Origin of the sequence: Streptomyces sp. Je 1-369 (assembly GCF_026810505.1) — a bacterium.
In the GTDB taxonomy this organism is placed as follows: Bacteria; Actinomycetota; Actinomycetes; order Streptomycetales; family Streptomycetaceae; genus Streptomyces.
Genome location: NZ_CP101750.1, coordinates 5,714,806 through 5,737,750, shown reverse-complemented (window position 1 = coordinate 5,737,750; position 22,945 = coordinate 5,714,806). Strand labels below are relative to the sequence as shown.

Genomic DNA, 22,945 nt, shown 5'->3' with positions numbered 1-22,945 from the left:
CTTGCCGGACGGCGTAAGGCCCTGGTCAGTGACTGTGACCACGACCATGTGACGAATTCGCCGGACACACATGCGAGATTACGCGGTACAGTGGTAATGCGCCTGCCGAATATTCGACGGGCCGTACGAATGAGGATGCCCGGTCGGTGGCCCGATCGGCTCCGACCCGACAGCCCTCCGGGCGGTACGCACAGGTGCGTGCGGCACGAGGAGGGAACCTCAGCGGTAAGAGCGCTCGAGCGCCGGCAGTGGTCCCGCGCCCCCGGCCCGCCCCCCAAGCGGCCGGCGGTAGTGGCACGGTCACGACCCCCAGCGTTCGCCTCACGCCGCGTCTCACAGAAGAGGCATAGCCCTGACTACGACTTTCCGAGAGCTCGGGATTCTTCCCGAGACGGCCGAGGCCCTTGAAGCCGTCGGCATCATCAATCCCTTTCCCATCCAGGAGCTGACGCTCCCTGTCGCCCTCTCGGGCACGGACGTCATCGGCCAGGCCAAGACCGGCACCGGCAAGACGCTCGGCTTCGGCCTCCCGATCCTGGAGCGCGTGACCGTCCCCGCCGACGTCGAGGCCGGTCGCGCCAAGCCCGAGCAGCTGACCGAGGCCCCGCAGGCCCTCGTGGTGGTTCCCACGCGCGAGCTGTGCCAGCAGGTGACGAACGACCTCCTGACCGCAGGCAAGGCGCGTAATGTCCGCGTCCTCGCCATATACGGCGGCCGGGCCTACGAACCGCAGGTCGAGGCCCTCAAGAAGGGCGTCGACGTGATCGTCGGCACCCCGGGCCGTCTGCTCGACCTCGCCGGCCAGCGCAAGGTCGACCTCAAGCACGTCAAGTGCCTGGTCCTCGACGAGGCCGACGAGATGCTCGACCTGGGCTTCCTGCCCGACGTCGAGAAGATCATCAACATGCTGCCCGCGAAGCGTCAGACGATGCTGTTCTCGGCGACCATGCCGGGCGCCGTCATCGGCCTCGCCCGTCGGTACATGTCGCAGCCCACGCACATCCGCGCCACCGCGCCGGACGACGAGGGCCAGACCGTCGCGAACACGAAGCAGCACGTGTACCGCGCGCACAACATGGACAAGCCCGAGATGGTCTCGCGCATCCTCCAGGCCGACGGCCGCGGACTCGCGATGATCTTCTGCCGTACGAAGCGGACCGCCGCCGACATCGCCGAGCAGCTGGAGCGCCGCGGTTTCGCCTCGGGCGCCGTGCACGGCGACCTCGGGCAGGGCGCGCGCGAGCAGGCCCTGCGCGCGTTCCGCAACGGCAAGGTGGACGTGCTCGTCTGCACGGACGTCGCCGCGCGCGGCATCGACGTCGGTGGAGTCACGCACGTCATCAACTACCAGTCCCCCGAGGACGAGAAGACGTACCTGCACCGCATCGGCCGTACAGGCCGCGCGGGCGCCAAGGGCATCGCGATCACGCTGGTCGACTGGGACGACATCCCGCGCTGGCAGCTGATCAACAAGGCGCTCGACCTCGGGTTCAACGACCCGGTCGAGACGTACTCCAGCTCCCCGCACCTCTACGAGGACCTGGACATCCCGGCGGGCACCAAGGGTGTCCTGCCCCGCGCCGAGCGGACCCGTGCGGGCCTGGGCGCGGAGGAGGTCGAGGACCTCGGCGAGACCGGTGGGCGCGGCCGCGGCGGCCGCTCCGGTGGTCGTACGCAGGACCGCGACCGTGACCGCGGTCGGGACCGCGGCCGCGACCGGGACAGGGATCGCGACCGGGACAGGGACCGGGACCGTTCGGGCCCGGCGGCCGCCGAGGGCGAGCGCCCCGCGCGCACGCCGCGTCGTCGTCGCCGTACCCGTGGCGGCACCCCGCTGGAGGCCACCGCGTCGGCTCCGACCGCCGCGACGACCGAGGCGAGCGCTCCGGTCGCCGAGGTGAGCGCACCGGTGGCCGAGGCGTCCGAGCCGCGTACGCCGCGTCGCCGTCGGCGCACGCGTTCCGGTGGGGCGTCGGAGGCGGCTCTGGCCTCGGCCGGGACCGCGACCGCGACCGTCATCGAGACGGAGGCACCCGCGTCGGCCGCCGAGGTCGTCGCCGCCCCCGCCGTCGAGGCGGAGGCTCCGGCCACGAAGCCGCGCCGCCGTACCCGCAAGGCCGCGGAGAAGCCCGCCGAGGCGGCTGCCGAGGCACCCGCCGCCGAGGCCGCCACGGAGGCTCCGGCCGCCGAGAAGCCGAAGCGCCGCACCCGCAAGACCGCGGACAAGGCACCCGAGGCCACTGAGGCACCCGCCACCGAGACCCCGGCCGAGGACAAGCCGAAGCGCCGGACCCGCAAGACCGCGGAGAAGGCCGTCGAGGCAACCGCCCCCGAGGCCACCACGGAAGCCGCGGCCGAGGACAAGCCGAAGCGCCGCACCCGCAAGACCGCGGACAAGGCACCCGAGGCCGCCGTCGCGGAAGCCCCCGCTGAGGAAAAGCCGAAGCGCCGCACCCGTAAGGCTGCGGACAAGGCCGTCGAGGCAACCGCCCCCGAGGCCACCACGGAAGCCGCGGCCGAGGACAAGCCGAAGCGGCGCACCCGCAAGGCCGCGGACAAGGCACCCGAGGCCACGGAGGCACCCGCCACCGAGACCCCGGTCGAGGAAAAGCCGAAGCGCCGGACCCGCAAGACCGCGGACAAGGCACCCGAGGCCACGGAGGCACCCGCCACCGAGACCCCGGTCGAGGAAAAGCCGAAGCGCCGGACCCGTAAGGCTGCGGACAAGGCTGTCGAGGCAACCGCCCCGGAAGCCCCCGCCGAGGCCGAAAAGCCCAAGCGCCGGACCCGCAAGACCACGGCCAAGGCCCCCGAAGCCACGGAGGCAGCCGCCCCCGAGGCCGGGATCCCGGCTCAGGCGACGGAGGAGCCCAAACCCCGCCGTCGTACGCGTAAGGCCGCCGCCGCCCCGGCGGAGACGGCCGAGGCCGAGGCGACCACCCCGGCGCCGCGTCGTCGCACGCGCAAGAAGGCGGAAGCCGTGGAGACGCCGGAGGGCTGACCTCCGGTCCCCACCGGCCGGTCCTGCACCGGCCACCCGCCCCGCAGAAGGCCCGCCCCCACCCGGGGCGGGCCTTCTCGCGTCGTGCACCCGGAACACACGTGTGTACGGCACCCGTTAGCCTCGGGCCATGAGCAGGCCGCCGACCTTCGTCCCGCCCCCCTGCGCGAGTGCGCGGACCCTCCGCACCACGCGGGGTGACTTCGCCGTTCTCGACGCCGTTCCGGCGGCAGGTGTCCTGCGACGGGGGACCGTACTTCTCCTCCCCGGATTCACCGGCAGCAAGGAGGACTTCATCGCCCTCCTGGAGCCGCTCGCCGCCGCCGGCTACCGCGCGGTGACCGTGGACGGGCGCGGACAGTACGAGACGCCCGGCCCGGACGACGTGTCGGCGTACGCCCAGGAGGAGCTGGCCCGCGACGTACTGGCACAGGCCGCCGCCCTGTCCGAGAACACGGGTGGGAACTCCCCCGCCACGGGTAAGAACGCGCCCGCCCCCCTCCACCTCCTCGGCCACTCCCTGGGCGGCCAGATCGCCCGCGCCGCCGTCCTGCTCGACCCCGGCCCCTTCGCCAGCCTCACCCTGATGTCGTCGGGCCCCGCCGCGATCGTCCCCGTCCAGCAGACCCGTGCCAGGATGCTGGCGGACGCCCTCGCGACGCTGTCCATGGCCGAGGTGTGGCAGGCGATGCGGGCCATGGAGCCGCCGCCCCCGCAGGAGGCGGAGACGGGCGCGGACGTCGAGGGGGACGCGGACGGCAGCGAGGCGTTGCGTGCCCGTTGGCTGCTGCACAGTCCGGCCCAGCTCATCGCCACCGGCAGGCAGCTCTCCACGGAACCGGACCGCGTGGCCGAGCTCGCCGCGCTGCCGCTGCCCAAGCACGTGATCTCGGGCGAGCGCGACGACACGTGGCCCGTGCCGCTCCTGGACGACATGGCCCGCCGTCTGGACGCCCACCGCACGGTGATCCACGGCGCCGAGCACTCCCCCAACACCGACCGCCCCGCGGAGACGGCCGCGGCACTGATCGGCTTCTGGCGCCCGACGGCGTAAGGGCTCAGTACTGCGCCTGCAAGTGCTCCCAGAACCCGTCCCGCAGCGCCCTCCGCAGATCGGACTGCCCGCGCAGCGAGTACTGGAGCAGCCGCTCCGCCTCGACCAGCAGGTCCTGGTCCACGGAGCCGGGCAGGTAAGGGTGCCCGGGCAGCAGGCCCACCAGAGCCTCGCGGCCCCGCGCCCCGAGCCACTTCGCGGCGATCTGCGCGCCGACGAAGCGGACGTCGTCGCGGGAGGGGCGGTGCGCGGCCGTGGCCGTCTCGTACGTCGCGAGGGTGCGCCGCGCCACGTACGGCTTGAAGAAGTCCAGGTCGAACGTGCGCTGGCTGTCGACCTCCCAGAGCAGCGCCTCCGCCTGGTTGCGTCCGTCGGGGGCCTCGATGCCCCACAGGTGGACTCGCGCGCCGTACCCCTGTGCCGCCTCGACGGCCGAGACGAGGTCCTCGTCGCCGCCGATGAGCGCCGCGTCGCTGATGGCGCGGTGCCTGGCGAGTGACTCCAGGTCGCTGCGGATCAGGGAGTCGACGCCCTTCTGCTGGTTGTTGGCGTTGAGGTTGCCGAGCCTGACCTTGACGTCGGGGAGCTCGGCGATCGACTGCTGCTCGGTGGTGTGGATGCGGCGCCTGGCACCGTCGTACCAGTAGACGCGCAGCAGCCGGCTGTCCGCGAAGATCGTGCGCGCCTTGTCGATGAGTGCCTCGATGAGGCCCTCCGCGTCGAGGTCGAAGGCGCGCCGGTCCTCGGTCCCCGTGGCGAGGCGGCCCGCCGCGGCGTACAGGTACCCGGCGTCCACGAAGATCGCGTGTGTGGAGGGCGTCCTCGCCACCTCGGCGAGGACGCGCTCGAGCAGTCCGTTGGTGCGCTCCAGCTGGGCGCTGATGTCGGCTGCACTGGGGTCGGCGTCGTTCATATCGGTCCCAGTCTCCCGCCGGTCACGCAGCGAACACAACCGCTCTCGCTACTCGCAGGTAATTAGGTTACCGAAAAATTTCTTTAGCGTAGGGAATGTTTGCAGGGGGCAACTCGTTGACACCATCAGATACACCAGCAGTTCTCCTTGCAGGAGGATGACCAGACGAAGGGAGAAGCCCTATGCGCTTCGAAATCATGCGACTCGACGATGTCGACGGCTCGGCCGTGGACAGCACCGTCGTGGACGCCGCCTCCGTCAATCGGATCGTGCAGCAGGCCGCAGCGATCGGCCAGCGCATCTACATCCGCCCGGCCGACACCACGGCCTCGTAACGCAGACGTCGAAGGGCCCCCGGTACGGATTCCGTACCGGGGGCCCTTCGTATGTACCGGAGCGCTCAGAGCCTGCGTCAAGCCCCGTTGATCACCTGCGTCACGCCGTTGATGATCTGCTGCACGGCGATGGCGGACAGCATCATGCCCGCGAGGCGCGTCACGAGCACCACGCCGCCGTCCTTGATGACGCGGATGATCAGCAGCGAGTACCGCATCACGAGCCACAGCACCACGTGCATGGCCACGATCGCCGCCCAGACGGAGATCTGCGTGCCGACGCTGTCGGCGTCCTGGACGGCCAGGATGACGGAGACGATCGCGCCGGGGCCCGCGAGCAACGGCATGCCGAGCGGGACCAGCGCGACGTTGACGTCCTTGGTCTGCTTCGGCTCGTCGGTCTTGCCGGTGAGCAGGTCGAGCGCGATGAGGAGCAGCAGCAGACCGCCCGCGATCATCAGCGCGGGGACGGAGACATGCAGGTAGTCGAGGATCTGGTGGCCCACGAGGCCGAAGACCGAGATGACGCCGAAGGCGACGCACACGGCCTGGAAGGCCATCCGCTGCTGCACCTTGGCGGGGCGGCCCGCGGTGAGCCCGAGGAAGATCGGGGTGATTCCAGGGGGGTCCATAATCACGAAAAGCGTGAGAAAGAGGGATCCGAAAACGGCGACGTCGAACACAGTGATGGCCTTGCAGAGAGTCGTACGAAGGTGCCGCGGCGTGCGGCACCGAGCGCGGGGCGGGCGGCCGCAGCCCCGGAACCGTGGAGTGGGGCGGGGTGCGGTGAAGTGAGCGGTGAAGTGAAGAAGGGCGATCCCGCGTGGGGAAGGCGGGCCGCTAGGCGGCGGGGCGTCCGCCGGCTCCGGGCACCGGGAACGCGCCCGTGGCCCGGCGCGTGATCTCGCCGTAGATCTCGGGGTCCGTGGTGAACTCGCCGAGTACGCAGGTCTTGCGGCTGCCGTGGTAGTCGCTTGAGCCGGTGACCAGCAGGCCCAGGTCGCCCGCGAGGGCACGGAGCCGGGTGCGGGTCTCGGGCGTGTGGTCCATGTGGTCGACCTCGATGCCGTCGAGGCCGGCCGCCGCGAGGTCGGCCATCACGCTCTCCGGCACGATCTTGCCGCGCTTGACGGCGCCGGGGTGCGCGAGGACGGTGACGCCGCCGGCCGCCTTGACCAGGCGGATCGCGTCGAAGGGGTCGAGTTCGTGCTTGTCGGCGAACGCGCGGCCGCCGTCGGCGAGCCACTCGGCCGTGAAGGCGTCGGAGACGGTGGGCACGACGCCGAGGTCGACGAGCGCCTCGGCGATGTGCGGGCGTCCCACGGAGCCGTCGCCCGCGATGCGCGCGACCTGCTCCCAGGTCACGGGTACGCCGAGGCCCTGCAACTTCTCGATCATCGCCTTCGCGCGCGGCACCCGGTCGTCGCGGACCAGCTCGCATTCGCGGGCGAGCTCCGGCTCCTCGGGGTCGAAGAGGTAGGCCAGCATGTGCAGGCCCATGCCGTTGAGCTTGAAGGAGAGTTCGGCGCCGGTCACCAGGGTCAGACCCGTCGACAGCTCGCTCAGGGCCTTCTTCGCCTCGGCGTATCCCCGGGTGGTGTCGTGGTCGGTCAGCGCGACGACGTCGAGACCCGCGGCCGCGGCGTTGCGGACCAGCTCGGCCGGGGTGTCCGTGCCGTCGGACGCGGTGGAGTGGGTGTGCAGATCGATGCGCACGACGCTGACTCCAGGGCTCTGACGGGGCGGACGACAAGATGAGAGAGGACGCTCAAGGATAACGGGGATCAGCCGCCGCACGGGCCGCCCCGGGAGAGGCGTCGCTCACCCCGCCCGTTCGAACAGCCGCCACCCCCTCACGGCGTGAGCAGTCGCGGCGACAGCGCCCCGCACGGCAGCAGGTCCACCTCCGCGCCCGCGTCCCGCAGATCCGTGAGGACCAGCTCGTCGTACATGAGCAGGCCCGACTGCTCCGGCCACGCGATGGCCCACAACCACAGGCCGCGCGCCTCCCCCGCGAAGACGGCGCGGTCGTCCGGTGTCCCGGAGACGTGCCACATCGGTGTCGGCCGTCCGGCGGCGAGCACCTTGGTCTGCGGCGGTTTCTCGACGCTCATGTGGGGGCCCGGGTCGGGGCCGTCGATACCGGCGTACCGCGCGCCGAGCCCGACACCGAGCTCCTCGGCGACGAGCACCAGCTCACCGACGCCGCCGAGCGGCGCGGGACCCGAGCAGGCAACGGCCGTCGCACGGCCACCGCTCCGGTCGTCGCCCGCGCAGGCCACGCCCGTGAAGAGCCAGCCGACCGGCAGCGGCCACGGCATCCACACCGGGACCTGCGTGCGGTGCACCACGACCTGGACGGCCTCGACGCTGGGCGGGATCACGGGTTGCAGCGGGTGCACCGTGCCGTGCACGTCGCACTGCCAGGAGTCGGCAAAGAGACCGGGAGCCCTGACCCGGCCACCACACTTCGGGCAACTGGGTTCGCCCCTCATAGCGCCCAACGGTCCTCCCCGGTTGCCGCCCCGTCAAGGACGATCACCCGTCCGGTGGCGCTGTCACCAGGCGAAATTAGATGTAACTTGCATCATTTAGCCTCCCTAACTTAATATATGTATACGTCAACGACTTCCGTGGAGGCAGCGGAAGCAGCGAAGGAGCGGCTGTATGAACAGCAGCACAGGGGGTCCCGCCGAAGGGGACCCGTTCGACGCCGGGGCGGGCAGCCTGCTGCGGCAGCCGAAGGCCGTCTGGGCGACGGCCGGCGCGTCCGTCGTGGCGTTCATGGGCATCGGACTCGTCGACCCGATCCTGCCCTCCATCGCCAAGGGCCTGGACGCGAGCGCGAGCCAGGTGTCCCTCCTCTTCACCTCGTACTTCCTGATCACCGCCGTCGCGATGCTGGTCACCGGCTTCGTCTCCAGCCGCATCGGCGGCAAGAAGACCCTGCTGCTCGGCCTCGCACTCGTCGTGGTCTTCGCGGCCCTCTCCGGCACGTCGGGATCGGTCGGCGAGCTCGTCGGCTTCCGGGCGGGCTGGGGGCTCGGCAACGCGCTCTTCGTCTCGACCGCCCTCGCCGTCATCGTCGGCGCCGCGGCCGGCGGCAGCGCGGCCGCGATCCTGCTCTACGAGTCGGCGCTCGGCCTCGGCATGGCCTGCGGCCCGCTGGTCGGCGCCCTGCTCGGCGACGCCAGCTGGCGCTATCCGTTCTTCGGCACCGCGGCCCTGATGGCGGTCGGTTTCCTCTGCATCACCGCGTTCCTCAAGGAACAGCCGAAGCCCGCGAGGAAGACGTCCCTGCTCGACCCGGTCAAGGCGCTCGGCCACGGCGGGCTCGCCTCCGCGGCCGCCTCCGCCTTCTTCTACAACTACACGTTCTTCACCGTGCTGGCCTTCACGCCGTTCGTGCTGAACATGTCCCCGTACAAATCGGGCGCGGTGTTCTTCGCCTGGGGCGTGCTCCTCGCGGTGTTCTCCGTCCTTGTGGCGCCGCGGCTGCAGGCGCGGTTCGGCTCGCTGAAGGTGCTCGGCGGCTCCCTGGTGCTGCTCGCCGCCGACGTCCTGGTGCTCGGCTACGGCAACCACACGGTCGCTGTCGTCTGCACCATCCTGTCCGGCGCATTCATCGGCGTGAACAACACGGTGTACACGGAGCTCGCCCTCGGGGTCTCCGACGCGCCGCGCCCGGTGGCCAGCGCCGGCTACAACTTCGTCCGCTGGTTCGCGGCCGCCGCCGCGCCGTTCTTCGCGCCGAAGATCGAGGAGTGGAGCAACATCCACATCCCGTTCGTGGTCGCGGCCGTCACGGCGGTGCTCGGCGCGGTCGTGGTGTGGGTACGCAGGAACGCCCTCACGCACGAAGCCGAAGAACTGGAACCGAAGCACGCCACCGAGGACAGCGTCACGGTCTTCGCCAACTGACCTACGACCGGCTGGACTTCAGTCCAGAAACACGGACTTCAGTCCAGGGACACGGATTTCAGTCCAGGGACACGGACTTGCGCAGTGGATCGCGCAGGTCCGTTCCGCTGTTCAGCCAGCGCTCCTGGAGGGCGGCCGCGCCGTGCACCCGCTTCCATGCCGCCTCGTTCGGCGTCATGGGGAGCAGCGGCAGGAACCGTACGGGATCCATGGGCTCGTCCAGCGCGAGGTCCTCGACCAGACCGCCGGACTCCGCCACGAGCACCGAGGTGAACGGGGCGCCCGGCCACAGCGGTTCGCCCACGTCCAGCGATGCGCCGGGCGCCACGATCAGCCCCTCGACCACCGGCGAGGCGGCGAGGACGGCGAGCGGCCGCAGCACCTTGTCCGTGTCGGCGAGCCCCCCTCGTACCGAGAGCACCAGCTCGGCGCGCGGCCCCTTGACCGGGTCGGCCAGCGCGGCGGTCGGGTCGGCCATCGGCTGGGCCGACATCCCGAGCGTGGCGTAGCGCACCACGTCGCCGTCCGTGAACCGCAGCACTTCGACGCGGTCGGTCCCGAGGAAGGTCACCGCGGCACGCGCGTCGGGTTCCCCCAGGCCGGTGAGGAGACGGGCCTCGACCAGCGCAAGAACATCAGCCATGACGCGAGCATAGAACTCGTCAGGTATGGGCAAAGCGGGGGCTTGACACTTCAGTCGGCTGATAGTGTTGGCCGCTGGCTCAGGGCAGCACTCAGAAGCGTCGCTCTCAAGCTCTGCAGACAGACACTGACTTTGCGCCACGGGCGTAGAGGGCGCATGGGACTTCCCTTACGGGGGACCGGCCGGAGGAGGTGGGGCTGCAATGGACCGAAGTCGACCGTGCAGTACCACCCGCTCTTCCGCCCGGTGATTCCCGCAGCCCCGTAGCTGCTGCGCGAGCACACGCACGCACCGCGAGCACTGTTCGTGCCGTGTGCGTCGGAAGAGCACTTCGTTCCCACCTGATCTGTCTGAGTTTCCTGATCTGTGTCAGTAGCGAAGCTGCCACCGCGACGGTGCGGTGCTTCCCGCTTTGCGGACGTGCCAAACACCCCGCCGTAGGACGTCCCCATTCCGGGCAGTTCCAACCGTCGCCGGCGGCCTCCTTCGAAGGAGCCTGCCCATGTCGATGATCCGCGACCTTCGTGCCGCCGTCCGCCCCTCGCTGCGCAAGGACGGCACCGCCTACCCTTCCTCCCCCGCGTCGTACGACACCTACGACGCCACCCGTGACGCCGCGTCCGCCGTCGTCGACTGCGCCGTCTACCGCGACGGGCGCCGTCTGGAGTGCACCGACGCCCTCACCCCGCACGAGGCGATGCTCGAGGTGCGCCGCCGGGGCGGCTTCGCCTGGATCGGCCTGCACGAGCCGACCGAGGCCGAATTCGCCGGTATCGCAGCCGAGTTCGGGCTGCACCCGCTCGCCGTCGAGGACGCCGTCCACGCCCATCAGCGGCCCAAGCTGGAGCGGTACGACGACACGCTGTTCACCGTCTTCAAGACCATCCACTACGTGGAGCACACCGAACTCACCGCCACCAGCGAGGTCGTGGAGACCGGCGAGGTGATGTGCTTCACCGGCCGGGACTTCTTCATCACCGTCCGGCACGGCGGCCACGGCTCCCTGCGCGCCCTGCGCCGCCGTCTCCAGGAGGACCCCGAGCTGCTCGGCAAGGGCCCCTCCGCCGTCCTGCACACCATCGCCGACCACGTCGTCGACGGGTACATCGCGGTCGCCGACGCCATGCAGGACGACATCGACGACGTGGAGAGCGAGGTGTTCTCCGCGCCGAGCAAGGGCAAGGGGACCTCGCGCGGCGTCGACGCCGGGCGGATCTACCAGCTCAAGCGCGAGGTCCTGGAGTTCAAGCGGGCCGTGTCCCCGCTGCTGCGGCCCATGCTGCTGCTCAGTGAGCGGCCGATGCGGCTCGTCGACCCCGACATCCAGAAGTACTTCCGTGACGTCGCCGACCACCTCACGCGCGTCCAGGAACAGGTCATCGGCTTCGACGAGCTCCTCAACTCGATCCTCCAGGCCAACCTCGCGCAGGCCGCCGTCGCGCAGAACGAGGACATGCGCAAGATCACCTCGTGGGCGGCGATCATCGCCGTCCCGACGGCCGTCTGCGGCGTCTACGGCATGAACTTCGAGCACATGCCCGAGCTGCACTGGCGGTACGGCTACCCGATGGTGCTCGCCCTCATCGGCGGCGTCTGCTTCGCGATCCACCGGACCCTGAAGCGCAACGGCTGGCTGTGACCCCCACTCGGTAGGCTGCCGTCCATGACTGCTGACCCGCTGCTCGACCGTGCCCTCGTCGAGGAGGCCACCAAGAAGTCCGGCCTCGTCTGGGTCCAGGGCGAGGGTTCGCCCGCCCGGGCGCTCTGGCATGTCTGGTACGAGGGTGCCGTGCATCTCGTCGGCGACGGGCCCGGCGAGCAGCCGCTGCCCGGGCTCGTCGACGGGGGCACCGCCGAGGTGACCGTGCGCAGCAAGGACAAGGGCGGGCGTGTCGTCGCCTGGACGGCGGCGGTCCACGAACTCGCGCCCGGGTCGGAGGAGTGGGAGGCGGTGGCCGCGGAGCTCAAGGGGAAGCGGTTGAACGCGCCGGACGCCGAGCGGGTCACCGTGCGGTGGGCCGAGCAGTGTCGAGTGCTCCGGCTCACGCCGCGCGAGGTGACGACGGAGCTGCCCTCGGGGTCCCTTGCGGCTGCGCCGCTGCCGACCGGGGCGGCTACGCGTGAGCCCTTGCCCGGGGGGCTTCCTCGGCTGCTCTTCAAGCGCAAGCGGCGTTGAGGGCGGGGTTGCTTCGCTCCGCGGGTGCGCTGTGGCTGGTCGCGCAGTTCCCCGCGCCCCTGAGGCTGCCCCTGCGGGGCTCGCCTCATCCGGCCCGCGATCCCGGCCCCCTCAAGACGTCGGCAGCTGCTTCCCGTAGTCGACCATCTCGTCCTTGGCCGGCTCCTCCAAGGGGAAGTCCTTGTTCCAGTCCGTGAGCTTCAGGGTGCCCGCGTCGCCGCCGCGGTCCAGGCGCAGCGGGTACGGCTTGCCGTCCAGGGAGACGGAGAGCGTGCCGCCCGCGCCCTCGTCGCCGGTGATCTTGATGCTGCGCAGTGCGCCCGTCTTGCCGCGGTCGCCCACGGTGAGCTTGCCGTGCAGCGTGAGCATGCCGCTCAGGAGCTTGTCCTTGTCCGTGAAGCCGCTCAGCTGCTGGTAGGCGGGGTCGCCCTGCGGGACCTTGACGTACTTGCCGTCCAGCTTGGCCGCGGCCGTCGCGTCGGCCTTCCCGGACTTGCCGTCGGCCTGGCCGCCGCCCGTCCAGAACTCCGTGTCGGCCTTCAGGTACAGCTGCTCGCCGATCCGAAGCAGCTGGAACGTCCTCCCCTTGGAGGTGACCGAGCCGGTGCCGCCCTCGCCCTTGAGACGCATGTCGAGGCTGTACGAGTGGCTCTTGCTGACCACCGTGCCGGAGAGCCGGACCGCCGACGCCGCGTCGGCCGCCTTGTCCGCCTTGCCCTGGATCTTCGACGCCGAGAGCTTCCCGACGCCGTTGGTGCCCGCGTCCGGGTCCTCGCCGCTGCTGCAGCCCGTCAGACTCGTCGCCGCCGCGACCAGGCCCGCGCACATCGCGCTCACGAACGCTGCCCTGCGGGCGCGGCTGGCCAGGGGAAGAGCGGTCACAGGTGGCGCTGCCTCTCGTACGGACGACCTCTACGGCTTTGGCAGTACGGCAGCGTACCCGTGTCGGCCGAGCCGACCGGCAGCAGTCCTTCCGGACCCTCCACTGGGGCGTACCCGACCGGGACGGGCTAGCCTGAAGCCCGTATTGACGGACCAACCGGCATGAAACCCCCGGCCTGAAGGAGCGCGCGTATGGCGGCAGGTGCCCCCAGGGTCTTCGTCTCACACCTTTCCGGCACCCCCGTCTTCGACCCGAACGGCGACCAGGTGGGCCGGGTGCGCGATCTGGTGGCGATGCTGCGGGTCGGCAGACGGCCGCCCCGGCTCCTCGGGCTCGTCGTCGAGCTCGCGACCCGGCGCCGCATCTTCCTGCCGATGACCCGCGTCACCGGCATCGAGTCGGGCCAGGTCATCACCACCGGCGTCCTGAACGTGCGGCGCTTCGAGCAGCGGCCCACCGAGCGGCTCGTCCTCGGTGAGATGCTCGACCGGCGGGTGCGGCTCGTCGAGACGGGTGACGAGGTCACCGTCCTCGACGTATCGATTCAGCAGCTGCCCGCCCGGCGCGACTGGGAGATCGACCGGGTCTTCGCACGGAAGGGCAAGGCCGGCACGTTCCGGCGCAAGGGCGAGACGCTCACCGTCGACTGGTCCGCCGTGGACGGCTTCTCCCTGGAGGAGCACGGGCAGGGCGCGGAGAGCCTCCTGGCCACCTTCGAGCAGCTGCGCCCCGCCGACCTCGCCAACGTCCTGCACCACCTCACCCCCAAGCGGCGGACCGAGGTGGCCGCCGCCCTCGACGACGACCGGCTCGCCGACGTCCTGGAGGAGCTCCCCGAGGACGACCAGATCGAGATCCTCGGGAAGCTCAAGGAGGAGCGCGCGGCCGACGTCCTGGAGGCCATGGACCCGGACGACGCGGCCGACCTCCTGGCCGAGCTGCCCGAGGAGGACAAGGAACGGCTGCTGACCCTGATGCAGCCCGGCGACGCGGCGGACGTGCGGCGCCTGATGGCGTACGAGGAGCGGACCGCCGGCGGCATGATGACCACCGAGCCGATCGTGCTGCGGCCCGACGCGACGGTCGCCGACGCGCTCGCCCGGGTGCGGCAGCAGGACCTCTCCCCGGCGCTCGCCGCGCAGGTGTACGTGTGCCGCCCGCCGGACGAGACGCCGACGGGCAAGTACCTGGGCACCGTGCACTTCCAACGGCTGCTGCGCGATCCCCCGTACACGCTGGTCGGCTCGATCCTGGACGACGATCTGCTGCCGCTCGCGCCCGGCACGACGCTGCCGGCCGTCGCCGGGTACTTCGCGACGTATGACATGGTGGCGGCCCCGGTCGTCGACGAGAGCGGCTCGCTGCTCGGCGCGATCACGGTCGACGACGTGCTCGACCACATGCTGCCGGACGACTGGCGCGAGACGGAGTTCCACCTGGAGGAGGAAGGGGCGGGCCATGGCGGCTGACCGCGACCGCGAGAACCGTCCCGAAGCGCGGACCCCGCGCTTCCGTCTGGACCAGCCCAGGCCCCCGCGCAACAGGCTCCTGCCCGACTACGACCCGGAGGCCTTCGGGCGCCTCTCGGAGCGCATCGCGCGGTTCCTGGGCACCGGCAGGTTCATCGTCTGGATGACGGTCGTCATCATCATGTGGGTGGTGTGGAACATCGCCGCCCCCGACCACCTGCGCTTCGACCAGTACCCGTTCATCTTCCTGACGCTGATGCTGTCCTTGCAGGCGTCGTACGCCGCCCCGCTGATCCTCCTCGCACAGAACCGCCAGGACGACCGCGACCGCGTCAACCTCGAACAGGACCGCAAGCAGAACGAGCGGTCCATCGCGGACACCGAGTACCTCACGCGCGAGATCGCCTCGCTGCGCATGGGCCTCGGCGAGGTGGCCACCCGCGACTGGATCCGCTCCGAGCTCCAAGACCTGGTCAAGGAGCTGGAGGAGCAGCGCGCCCTGTTCCCGTCGGAGCGCTCGCGCAGAAGTGACGTAGGCGACCGCTGACATACCTTTCCGGGGCGGGGTTACCGCGCCGTACTATCGGTCCCATGGCTACGGAAGACGCGGTGCGTGAAGCACTGGCGACGGTGAACGACCCCGAGATCCAGCGACCCATCACCGAACTGGGGATGGTCAAATCGGTGGACATCTCCGCCGAGGGGGCAGTAGCGGTCACCGTGTACCTGACGGTCTCCGGCTGCCCCATGCGCGAGACCATCACCAAGAACGTGACCGACGCGGTCGCGGCGGTCGAAGGCGTCACGGACGTCACCGTGACCCTGGACGTGATGGGCGACGAACAGCGCAAGGAACTGGCGGCCGCGCTGCGCGGCGGCACCGCCGAGCGTGAGGTCCCCTTCGCCAAGCCCGGCTCGCTGACCCGGGTCTACGCGGTCGCGTCCGGCAAGGGCGGCGTCGGCAAGTCCTCGGTGACGGTGAACCTCGCCGCCTCGATGGCCGCCGACGGCCTGAAGGTCGGCGTCGTCGACGCGGACATCTACGGCCACTCGGTGCCCCGCATGCTGGGCGCCGACGGCAAGCCCACCCAGGTCGAGAACATGATCATGCCGCCGTCGGCGCACGGCGTGAAGGTCATCTCCATCGGCATGTTCACGCCGGGCAACGCGCCGGTCGTGTGGCGCGGCCCGATGCTGCACCGCGCGCTCCAGCAGTTCCTCGCGGACGTCTTCTGGGGCGACCTGGACGTGCTGCTCCTCGACCTGCCGCCGGGCACGGGCGACATCGCGATCTCGGTCGCGCAGCTCGTCCCGAACGCCGAGATCCTGGTCGTGACGACGCCTCAGCAGGCGGCCGCCGAGGTCGCCGAGCGGGCCGGCTCCATCGCCGTGCAGACCCACCAGAAGATCGTCGGCGTCGTCGAGAACATGTCGGGCCTGCCCTGCCCGCACTGCGGCGAGATGGTCGACGTGTTCGGCACGGGCGGCGGCCAGAAGGTCGCCGAGGGCCTCACGAAGACGACGGGCGCGACGGTGCCGGTCCTCGGCTCCATCCCGATCGACGTGCGGCTGCGGGAGGGCGGCGACGAGGGCAAGCCCGTCGTCCTGACCGACCCGGAGTCCCCCGCGGGCTCGGCGCTGCGCGCCATCGCGGGCAAGCTGGGCGGCCGCCAGCGCGGCCTGTCGGGCATGTCGCTTGGCATCACGCCGCGCAACAAGTTCTGAGTTCCGCTCTTCCGTTACGTCGACGGGGGCGCCGCTCCGTGTGAGCGACGCCCCCGTCGGCGTGTGCGGCGGTCCTACGAGGCGTACGCGCCGATGTCCTGGACCACTGAGAAGCCGAGCCCGTACGCGCTCATGCCGCGCCCGTACGCGCCCAGGTGCACGCCCTCCTTCGTGGAGCCCGCGAGGATCCAGCCGAACTCGGACTCGCGGTAGTGGAACGGCGTCGGCACCCCGTCGACCGGCAGCGACAGCGACGACCAGTCGGAACCGTCGAGGTCGTCGGCGAGGACCCAGGCGGTCTCCGTCTGCTGGTCGAGCCAGTCGTCGCGCAGGGAGTGGTCCATCTGGCCGGGCCAGGTGAAGTTCAGCAGGCCGACCCCGGCGAGCCAGGCCGCCGAGGAGACCGACGTGGCCTCCAGGACGCCCGTGCCGTCCGCGGTGCGCCGCACCGGGTTGGCCGCGACGGTCACCACGACCGCGAAGCGCTCCTTGTCGCTGTTGCCGAGGGTGCCCTCGGCCACGACCGACGGCTCGTCACCGTGTCCGATGGAACCGTGCTCCACGGCACCGTCCGATGTCGCGCCGACCTGCATCAACCAGCGCTGCCCCGTGAAGGCCTCGTCGAGGCCGTACCAGGGGAAGGGCGCCAGCAGGTAGCCGTCGACCGTGCGCCGGGCGGTCGACACCGCTGGTGCGGTGCCTTCCGCGGTCGGCGCCTGCGCGCCCACCCGACTTGTCGTCTCCATGTACCCGGCCGCCTCCTCGCTCTCGTCTGTCCGGAGCGGCCCGCCCCCCTCGGGCGTCCTCACGCCGGACAACAAGGCAGGATAGCCACACCTGTTGGCGGGGGCAGTCCAGGAGAGGCCTCAGGTGGCGTCCGCGTCGAAGGGCGGGCGGTCGTCGGCGACCGGCTTCCCGGGCTCCTCGGACTTCTTCAGCATGTCGACGCGGCCTCCGCCGGACGGGGCGGCGGAGGCCGCCGAGCCGGTGTCGGAGGAGTCGCTCTCGCGGCCGTGCACGGCGTCCGCGACCTCGTTCATCTCCTTCTTCAGGTCGAATCCGTTGCGGATTTCCTTGAGCCCGAGCTCGTCGTTGTCGAGCTGCTTGCGGATGAACTTCTTGGGGTTCAGGTCCTCGAACTCGAAGTCCTTGAACTCGGGGCCCAGCTCATCGCGGATGTCCGCTTTCGCACTGTCGGAGAACTCGCGGATCTTGCGGATCGTGCGGGAGATGTCCTGGATGACCTTCGGCAGCTTGTCCGGACCGAAGATGAGCACGGCGAGGACGACCAGCGTCACTATCTCGAGTGCGCCAATGTCATTGAACACCTAGAGCTCCTTGCGCGATGTCCGCGATGTCCTCAGCCCGCAGCAGGTCGTCGGCAACAGGTCGTCGTCCGGGTCGGACCGTGACCACGGTACCCGTCGCTGATGTCTGTCCGGTAGCCGCTGCACGACAACCCGGATCAGACGTGGCCAGTCCTTTACTCAGCCGCTGCCGGCCGATCCGAGCACCAGGGTCACCTCGCGGTCGTCGCCGTCGCGCTCGACGGTCAGCCGCAGGCGGTCCTTGGGACGGTGCGCGCGGACCTTGACGATCAGTTCGTCGCTGGAGTGCACGGCGCGGCCGTCGACCTCGGTGATGACGTCGCCCGGCTTGAGGCCCGCCTTGTCTCCGGGGCCGTTCTTGTTGACCGAAGAGCCGCCGTTCTTGCCCTTGTCCGCTATGCGGGCTCCGTCGCCGTTGAACTCCGTGTCGAGCGTGACGCCGATCACGGGGTGCGTCGCCTTGCCGAAGTTGATCAGCTCTTCGGCGACGCGCTTGCCCTGGTTGATCGGGATGGCGAAGCCGAGGCCGATGGAGCCTGCCTGGCCGCCGCCCGGCTCCGAGCCCTCGTCGGCGGAGCGTATGGCGCTGTTGATGCCGACGACGCGGGCCTTGGAGTCGACGAGGGGGCCGCCGGAGTTGCCCGGGTTGATCGGCGCGTCGGTCTGGAGTGCGTCCACGTACGAGATGTCGCTGCCGTCGCCCTTCTCGCCGCCCGCGGTGATGGGGCGCTCCTTGGCGCTGATGATCCCGGAGGTGACGGTGTTCTCCAGGTCGAAGGGGGCGCCGATGGCCACGACGGCGTCGCCCACCTGTACGTTCTCGGAGTTGCCGAGGGGCAGGGGCTTGAGGCCGCGGACGCCGCTCACCTTGACGACCGCGAGGTCGTAGCCGGAGTCGCGGCCGACGACCTCCGCCTTGGCGGTCTCGCCGCCGCTGAAGGTCACGGAGACCTCGCCGCCGGTGCCCGCGGGCTCCACGACGTGGTTGTTGGTGAGGATGTGGCCCTTGTCGTCGAGGACGAAGCCGGTGCCGGTGCCCTGCGCGGAGTCGCCACTGACGTGCAGCGTCACGACGCCGGGCAGGGTGGCGGACGCGATGCCGGCGACGCTGCCCTTGGGCCGGTCGGCGGACTCGGCGTCGGCCTGCCGCAGCTCGACGTCACCGGTCCCGTTCCGCTCCAGGTACGCACCGGTGGCGCCACCGATGAGCCCCGAGAGCAGGGCGATGACGGCCACCCCGATGAACAACGCGCGTCGCCCCCGCTTGTCCCGCTTCTCCCGAGTCTCGGGAGGCAGGGACCCGACCTGCTGAAGCGGAGCGTTCCAGGGGTCGTACGGCTGACGGGGCGCGCCCTGAGCGGCCCCGGGCTGCACGGGGGCTCCCGAGGGCTGGTGCTGGTGCTGCTGGGGCACGTGCGGGGCGGGCCCGGGCGTGCCGTGCGGGGGCGTGCCGCTGTAAGGGGCCTGGGGCTGCTGTTGGGGCTGGTGCGGCGTGGGCCCGGGCGTCCCGTGCGGAGGCGTGCCGCCGTGCGGGGGCGGTGGGAGCTGGGTCCCGTGCGCCGGAGTCGCCGCGGGATGCTGCACGGGCGGCGCGGGCGCCCAGGGCCCGGGTTCACCGTAGGGCGGAGTGCTGTACGGATCCGGGTCGTGCAGGGGCCGCGGCCGCTCCATGGGCACGGGCTCCTGCGCGCCCGACCCGCCGGGCGCGGCCGGGTACTCACCGGACAGCGCCGAACCACCCGGAGACTGCGGCTGCGGCTGCGGCTGCGACTGCGGCTGCGCGCCAGGCTCGGCCCACGCCACATCCGGCTGCGCCTGCGTTTGGCCCTGCGGTACGTCGGCGGGAGGCAACGGCTCGCTCCACGTCGCGTCCGACTGGCCCGGGGCCTGCGCGGAACGGCCGGGCACCGCCGAAGCGTCCGGCGCCCGGCCCGGCGCAACGTCGGCCGCGAGCGACGGCTCGGCCCACGCCCCGCCCGGCTGACCCGGGACCTCGGCGGAGTCGCCCTGCGGCTGCCCCGGCGGAACGTTGGCCGGGTGCGACGGCTCGGTCCTCGTCGCGTCCGGCTGGGCCGGGGCCTCCGAAGCGGGGGGCGAGGCGTCGGTGGGGTGCGGGGGCTGTGGCGAGGGCTCGTCTGACGTAGCCCGCTCGCCCGGCCGTGGGCGGCTCCACCAGTTCGCCTTCGTGGGCTTCCCCTCGTCCATGTTCTCCCCACAACTGGCCCGCGGCGGACGCCGTTTGCATGCTCAACCCCGTGACCGCCGAATCCCCGGCGGGCACGGCCCACCGAGGATTCAACCAGGTTCACGCGCGGAAGCGCAGGGCGCCGTCGCGTCAGCCACCGCGTCAGCGGACCTGCGACGTGCCCTTCAGCGGTCCCGCGCCCGGAGCCACCGCGCCGGCGGTCACCGGATCCGCGTCCCCCGGCAGCACCGCGTCCGCCGCCCGCGGCAGCTTGATGCCGGGCAGGGCGGCGGTGTGACGGCCGGGCGGCGCCGGGCGTATGAGAGGTGAGATGGCGGCGGCGCCGGCGAGCATGGGAGCCGCCAGCTCGTACACGGGATCGCTGGAGCGGAGCGGCTGCGCGGGCGCCCCGGGCAGCAGCGGGCCCGTGACCTCCGTCGGCGCGACCGGCGCCGACAGCGCACCGGGACGCTGTCCCTGCACCGACAGCGGATTGCCGCCGCCGCGACGGCGCACGGAGTCGGGGGTCGCGGCGGTGCCGGAACCCTGACTGCGCTGCGGGGTCACATTGCTTCCGGAGCCACCCGCACGGGTGTCGCCCCCGGAGTCGACGGGGACGCCGACCGTGACACCGCCGAGGGCGATCGCGGCCATCGACACCGCACCCGCCGCCGCGAAGGCGAACCGGCGCCCGCGCCAGGACGGACGCTCCGCCTCGGACCGCCGGGCGACCTCGTGGATGCGGAAGCCGCGCTGCTCGCTGGGCAGCACCGCGGCATGGGCGCCCGCGGGCACGTACTCCACGAAGGGCTCCGTGCTCACGCCGAAGATCCCGCCCCGCGGGAGCCCGGCGGAGTCGGTCGCACCCGTGGCGAACCCGTCCTCGGCGCCGGGCCCGCCGGACGGCCCGGAACCGCCTCCTGGAAGACCTTGGAGGCGGGCGAGGAAACTCTCGGTGGGCGGCGGCGGGGCCGCCTGCGCGAAGACGTTCTTCAGGCGACGCTGCGCGTCCGCCTCGGTCTTGCACATCGGACAGGTCGCCAGATGTGCGAGGACGCGCTCGCGCGCGTCATGGCCCAACTCGCCGTCCACAAGGGCGGCGAGCCGGTCCCCCAGATGCTGCTCGGCCTCGGCTACGTGCCGTTCGGCAGGATTCGACCGTGATCCACTCACGCGGTCGCGCCCCCTCCTCCCAGCGCCACGGCACCCGTGACCGCGAGCGAACGGCGCTCGGCTCGGGCCTCGGGAGACCGGTGCTGGAGGGCCTTGCGCAGCTGCGAGCGGCCCCGGTGGATACGGCTGCGGACCGTACCGAGCTTGACGCCGAGGGTGGCGGCGATCTCCTCGTACGAAAGGCCTTCGATGTCGCAGAGGACGACGGCCGCACGGAACTCGGGCGCGAGGGTGTCCAGCGCCTGCTGGACGTCCGCGTCGAAGTGCGTGTCGTTGAACACCTGCTGGGGCGACGGCTCACGGCTCGGCAGCCGCTCCGCCGCGTCGTCCCCGAGCGCGTCGAAGCGGATGCGCTGCTTGCGGCGCACCATGTCCAGGAAGAGGTTCGTGGTGATGCGGTGCAGCCAGCCCTCGAACGTGCCGGGGGTGTAGGTCGAGAGGGACCGGAAGACACGGACGAAGACCTCTTGCGTGAGGTCCTCGGCGTCGTGCTGGTTGCCGGTCAGGCGGTACGCCAGGCGGTATACGCGGCCGCTGTGCGTGCTGACGATCTCCTCCCAGGTGGGCGGAGTCCACGCCTGCGATTCCGCGTCAGCGGCAAAGGTCGCGGTCTGAGCGGAGTCGTTGACACGGATGCGGTCAGCGGTGTCGGTCACGGATTTCGGCTCACCCGCCAATCCGAGAAAGCGCCGGAGCACTCCTCCCCGATCCGCGGACGCAGCCGCACCTCCCCTGTCGGCTCTGGTGGTGTCCAGTGGAGCCCCTACCATAACCACCCCGCCCGTTAGCTCCGGATAAGCGTTTTTACGTGAATTTGGTACGGGCTTCGCTGCAGGTGTCCTGCCCCTGCGAGCCGCCCACTTCAAGTCTTGATCCATCCGTTACCCCCGCTGTGCTCCCACCCCCTATAAACGCGCAGTCCCATCTGCGGGTTCCCGCCCCCAACGGATACAGTCACGGCCAGGCAACCACGGGGACAGGAGAGGGCCATTACCGGCAACCGGCAGACGGGATGGGCGTTCGCCGACGCCTTTGTCGCCGAGGACGAGGCGCTGCGCTGGGCCCGGGACCGGGCCCGGGAGGCAGGCCTGCCCTCGGTGTCCCCCGGCACCGGCGCCGCGCTGCGCATGCTCGCCGCGACGGCTGACGCGAAAGCGGTGGCCGAAATCGGTACGGGCACCGGAGTGTCGGGCATCCACCTGCTGCACGGCATGCGGCCCGACGGCGTGCTGACCACCGTCGACCCCGAACCCGACCGACAGCAGTTCGCCCGTCAGGCCTTCCGGGAGGCGGGCTTCGCGGGCAACCGCGCGCGGTTCATCCCGGGCCGCGCCCTGGACGTCCTGCCGCGCCTCGCGGACGGCGGGTACGACCTCGTCTTCTGTGACGGCGACCGCCTGGAGTCCCTCGAATACCTCGCTGAATCGTTGCGCCTGCTGCGGCCCGGCGGGCTCGTCTGCTTCGAGGGCGTCCTCGCGGACGGCAGGACCGTCGACTCGGGACCCCAGCCGCTGGAGGTCCTGCACCTGCGCGATCTGCTGCGCACCGTGCGCGAGAGCCCGGATCTGGTGCCCTCGCTGCTGCCCGTGGGCGACGGGCTGCTCTGCGCCGTGAAGCGCTAGCGCCCGGCCCTTCGGGACATCGGACCCGGGAAACCCGGAAAACGGCACTGCCCCGGCATCGTCGTACGATGCCGGGGCAGTGGAAAAGTATGCGCGCGCTTCCGCGTCAGCCGACGACCTTCTTCAGGGCGTCGCCGAGCGCGTCGGCCTCGTCCGGAGTCAGTTCGACGACAAGTCGTCCGCCGCCTTCGAGCGGAACGCGCATGACGATGCCCCGCCCCTCCTTGGTCACCTCGAGCGGGCCGTCGCCCGTCCGCGGCTTCATGGCCGCCATGCTCGTTCCCCTTCCTGAAACCAGCTCATCGCAGCCGACAACCCAGGTGTCACCGGCATCGAACACATTGCTTCCAGGCCATTATCCCGCATGGCAGGACCCGATGACCAACATCGGTCGGCATCGCTTGGGCAACGCGCGCCCGCAAAACCACATAATTCGGCGATGTGGCTGCGATACTTCGCCGCCCCATACGCCCCGGGGCCCCGCATTTCTTTGACGCAGGTCACATGGATGGCCTCA

At 71.2% G+C, this 22,945-nt stretch carries 22 protein-coding genes; 10 read left to right on the top strand and 12 right to left on the bottom strand.

Features of this window, described 5'->3' with window-relative positions:
- Positions 1-445 precede the first annotated feature (445 nt).
- Together NOO62_RS26300 and NOO62_RS26295 are read left to right on the top strand one after the other, a co-directional pair.
- A complete protein-coding gene (locus NOO62_RS26300; protein WP_268775784.1) occupies positions 446-3,001 on the top strand; it encodes a DEAD/DEAH box helicase in 2,556 nt (851 codons plus the stop codon).
- 130 nt (positions 3,002-3,131) lie between these two features.
- Entirely contained in the window at positions 3,132-4,055 is a 924-nt protein-coding gene (locus tag NOO62_RS26295) for an alpha/beta fold hydrolase (RefSeq protein WP_268773318.1), read from the top strand.
- 4 nt (positions 4,056-4,059) lie between these two features.
- Here the strand turns inward: NOO62_RS26295 and NOO62_RS26290 are convergent, their stop codons facing one another.
- Positions 4,060-4,968 (bottom strand): NYN domain-containing protein, encoded by a 909-nt coding sequence (locus NOO62_RS26290; protein WP_268773317.1) that lies wholly within the window; start codon positions 4,966-4,968, stop codon positions 4,060-4,062.
- A 182-nt stretch (positions 4,969-5,150) separates the two neighbouring features.
- On the opposite strand from NOO62_RS26290, the gene NOO62_RS26285 reads away from it, so the two are divergent.
- Positions 5,151-5,303 carry a hypothetical protein gene (locus tag NOO62_RS26285; RefSeq protein ID WP_165283191.1) on the top strand — a complete coding sequence of 51 codons (153 nt, stop codon included), beginning with the start codon at positions 5,151-5,153 and terminating at the stop codon, positions 5,301-5,303.
- A gap of 77 nt (positions 5,304-5,380) precedes the next feature.
- Here the strand turns inward: NOO62_RS26285 and NOO62_RS26280 are convergent, their stop codons facing one another.
- The 3 genes from NOO62_RS26280 to NOO62_RS26270 all read right to left on the bottom strand — a co-directional run bounded on the left by NOO62_RS26280 (position 5,381) and on the right by NOO62_RS26270 (position 7,798).
- Positions 5,381-5,986 (bottom strand): MarC family protein, encoded by a 606-nt coding sequence (locus NOO62_RS26280; RefSeq protein ID WP_268773316.1) that lies wholly within the window; start codon positions 5,984-5,986, stop codon positions 5,381-5,383.
- A 157-nt stretch (positions 5,987-6,143) separates the two neighbouring features.
- Positions 6,144-7,019, bottom strand: a complete 876-nt coding sequence (locus NOO62_RS26275; RefSeq protein WP_268773315.1) for a PHP domain-containing protein — start codon at positions 7,017-7,019, stop codon at positions 6,144-6,146.
- Between the two features lie 137 nt (positions 7,020-7,156).
- Positions 7,157-7,798 (bottom strand): DUF6758 family protein, encoded by a 642-nt coding sequence (locus tag NOO62_RS26270; protein ID WP_268773314.1) that lies wholly within the window; start codon positions 7,796-7,798, stop codon positions 7,157-7,159.
- 172 nt (positions 7,799-7,970) lie between these two features.
- On the opposite strand from NOO62_RS26270, the gene NOO62_RS26265 reads away from it, so the two are divergent.
- The gene (locus NOO62_RS26265; RefSeq protein WP_268773313.1) at positions 7,971-9,224 is read left to right on the top strand and encodes an MFS transporter; all 1,254 of its coding nucleotides are present in this window, start codon (positions 7,971-7,973) and stop codon (positions 9,222-9,224) included.
- A 58-nt stretch (positions 9,225-9,282) separates the two neighbouring features.
- Here the strand turns inward: NOO62_RS26265 and NOO62_RS26260 are convergent, their stop codons facing one another.
- Positions 9,283-9,867, bottom strand: a complete 585-nt coding sequence (locus NOO62_RS26260) for a suppressor of fused domain protein (RefSeq protein ID WP_268773312.1) — start codon at positions 9,865-9,867, stop codon at positions 9,283-9,285.
- 502 nt (positions 9,868-10,369) lie between these two features.
- On the opposite strand from NOO62_RS26260, the gene NOO62_RS26255 reads away from it, so the two are divergent.
- Together NOO62_RS26255 and NOO62_RS26250 are read left to right on the top strand one after the other, a co-directional pair.
- Entirely contained in the window at positions 10,370-11,506 is a 1,137-nt protein-coding gene (locus tag NOO62_RS26255) for a magnesium and cobalt transport protein CorA (RefSeq protein ID WP_268773311.1), read from the top strand.
- Between the two features lie 24 nt (positions 11,507-11,530).
- Entirely contained in the window at positions 11,531-12,043 is a 513-nt protein-coding gene (locus NOO62_RS26250) for a hypothetical protein (protein ID WP_268773310.1), read from the top strand.
- 111 nt (positions 12,044-12,154) lie between these two features.
- Here the strand turns inward: NOO62_RS26250 and NOO62_RS26245 are convergent, their stop codons facing one another.
- A complete protein-coding gene (locus tag NOO62_RS26245) occupies positions 12,155-12,925 on the bottom strand; it encodes a hypothetical protein (protein ID WP_268773309.1) in 771 nt (256 codons plus the stop codon).
- A 192-nt stretch (positions 12,926-13,117) separates the two neighbouring features.
- Here NOO62_RS26245 and NOO62_RS26240 point away from each other — a divergent pair, with 192 nt between their 5' ends.
- The 3 genes from NOO62_RS26240 to NOO62_RS26230 are packed head-to-tail and all read left to right on the top strand — an operon-like array spanning position 13,118 to position 16,120.
- Positions 13,118-14,395, top strand: a complete 1,278-nt coding sequence (locus NOO62_RS26240) for a magnesium transporter MgtE N-terminal domain-containing protein (RefSeq protein ID WP_268773308.1) — start codon at positions 13,118-13,120, stop codon at positions 14,393-14,395.
- Positions 14,385-14,942: a DUF1003 domain-containing protein gene (locus NOO62_RS26235; protein WP_268773307.1), complete on the top strand. Its 558-nt coding sequence runs from the start codon at positions 14,385-14,387 to the stop codon at positions 14,940-14,942. The genes NOO62_RS26240 and NOO62_RS26235 overlap by 11 nt, the downstream gene beginning before the upstream one ends.
- Positions 14,943-14,986: 44 nt before the next feature.
- A complete protein-coding gene (locus NOO62_RS26230; RefSeq protein WP_268773306.1) occupies positions 14,987-16,120 on the top strand; it encodes an Mrp/NBP35 family ATP-binding protein in 1,134 nt (377 codons plus the stop codon).
- 74 nt (positions 16,121-16,194) lie between these two features.
- Here the strand turns inward: NOO62_RS26230 and NOO62_RS26225 are convergent, their stop codons facing one another.
- From NOO62_RS26225 to sigE, 5 genes are all read right to left on the bottom strand, one after another.
- Positions 16,195-16,866, bottom strand: coding sequence for a hypothetical protein (locus NOO62_RS26225; protein ID WP_268773305.1), 672 nt, complete (start codon positions 16,864-16,866; stop codon positions 16,195-16,197).
- 120 nt (positions 16,867-16,986) lie between these two features.
- On the bottom strand, positions 16,987-17,448 hold the full coding sequence (locus NOO62_RS26220) for a sec-independent translocase (RefSeq protein ID WP_268773304.1): 462 nt from the start codon (positions 17,446-17,448) through the stop codon (positions 16,987-16,989).
- Positions 17,449-17,607: 159 nt separating this feature from the next.
- Positions 17,608-19,653: a S1C family serine protease gene (locus NOO62_RS26215; protein ID WP_268773303.1), complete on the bottom strand. Its 2,046-nt coding sequence runs from the start codon at positions 19,651-19,653 to the stop codon at positions 17,608-17,610.
- A 142-nt stretch (positions 19,654-19,795) separates the two neighbouring features.
- Positions 19,796-20,725 carry a zf-HC2 domain-containing protein gene (locus NOO62_RS26210; RefSeq protein WP_268775783.1) on the bottom strand — a complete coding sequence of 310 codons (930 nt, stop codon included), beginning with the start codon at positions 20,723-20,725 and terminating at the stop codon, positions 19,796-19,798.
- 77 nt (positions 20,726-20,802) lie between these two features.
- A complete protein-coding gene (gene sigE, locus NOO62_RS26205) occupies positions 20,803-21,576 on the bottom strand; it encodes an RNA polymerase sigma factor SigE (protein ID WP_268773302.1) in 774 nt (257 codons plus the stop codon).
- A 153-nt stretch (positions 21,577-21,729) separates the two neighbouring features.
- Here sigE and NOO62_RS26200 point away from each other — a divergent pair, with 153 nt between their 5' ends.
- Positions 21,730-22,428 (top strand): O-methyltransferase, encoded by a 699-nt coding sequence (locus NOO62_RS26200; protein ID WP_268775782.1) that lies wholly within the window; start codon positions 21,730-21,732, stop codon positions 22,426-22,428.
- Positions 22,429-22,534: 106 nt separating this feature from the next.
- Here NOO62_RS26200 and NOO62_RS26195 read toward each other — a convergent pair whose 3' ends face one another.
- Entirely contained in the window at positions 22,535-22,702 is a 168-nt protein-coding gene (locus tag NOO62_RS26195; RefSeq protein ID WP_003966491.1) for a DUF3117 domain-containing protein, read from the bottom strand.
- Between the last annotated feature and the right edge of the window lie 243 nt (positions 22,703-22,945).

Coding starts and splice junctions, on each gene's coding strand:
- NOO62_RS26295 (WP_268773318.1), top strand. CDS start 3,132: ATGAGCAGGCCGCCGACCTTCGTCCCGCCCCCCTGCGCGAGTGCGCGG.
- NOO62_RS26290 (WP_268773317.1), bottom strand. CDS start 4,968: ATGAACGACGCCGACCCCAGTGCAGCCGACATCAGCGCCCAGCTGGAG.
- NOO62_RS26285 (WP_165283191.1), top strand. CDS start 5,151: ATGCGCTTCGAAATCATGCGACTCGACGATGTCGACGGCTCGGCCGTG.
- NOO62_RS26270 (WP_268773314.1), bottom strand. CDS start 7,798: ATGAGGGGCGAACCCAGTTGCCCGAAGTGTGGTGGCCGGGTCAGGGCT.
- NOO62_RS26265 (WP_268773313.1), top strand. CDS start 7,971: ATGAACAGCAGCACAGGGGGTCCCGCCGAAGGGGACCCGTTCGACGCC.
- NOO62_RS26260 (WP_268773312.1), bottom strand. CDS start 9,867: ATGGCTGATGTTCTTGCGCTGGTCGAGGCCCGTCTCCTCACCGGCCTG.
- NOO62_RS26255 (WP_268773311.1), top strand. CDS start 10,370: ATGTCGATGATCCGCGACCTTCGTGCCGCCGTCCGCCCCTCGCTGCGC.
- NOO62_RS26250 (WP_268773310.1), top strand. CDS start 11,531: ATGACTGCTGACCCGCTGCTCGACCGTGCCCTCGTCGAGGAGGCCACC.
- NOO62_RS26240 (WP_268773308.1), top strand. CDS start 13,118: ATGGCGGCAGGTGCCCCCAGGGTCTTCGTCTCACACCTTTCCGGCACC.
- NOO62_RS26235 (WP_268773307.1), top strand. CDS start 14,385: ATGGCGGCTGACCGCGACCGCGAGAACCGTCCCGAAGCGCGGACCCCG.
- NOO62_RS26230 (WP_268773306.1), top strand. CDS start 14,987: ATGGCTACGGAAGACGCGGTGCGTGAAGCACTGGCGACGGTGAACGAC.
- NOO62_RS26225 (WP_268773305.1), bottom strand. CDS start 16,866: ATGGAGACGACAAGTCGGGTGGGCGCGCAGGCGCCGACCGCGGAAGGC.
- NOO62_RS26215 (WP_268773303.1), bottom strand. CDS start 19,653: ATGGACGAGGGGAAGCCCACGAAGGCGAACTGGTGGAGCCGCCCACGG.
- sigE (WP_268773302.1), bottom strand. CDS start 21,576: ATGGTAGGGGCTCCACTGGACACCACCAGAGCCGACAGGGGAGGTGCG.
- NOO62_RS26195 (WP_003966491.1), bottom strand. CDS start 22,702: ATGGCGGCCATGAAGCCGCGGACGGGCGACGGCCCGCTCGAGGTGACC.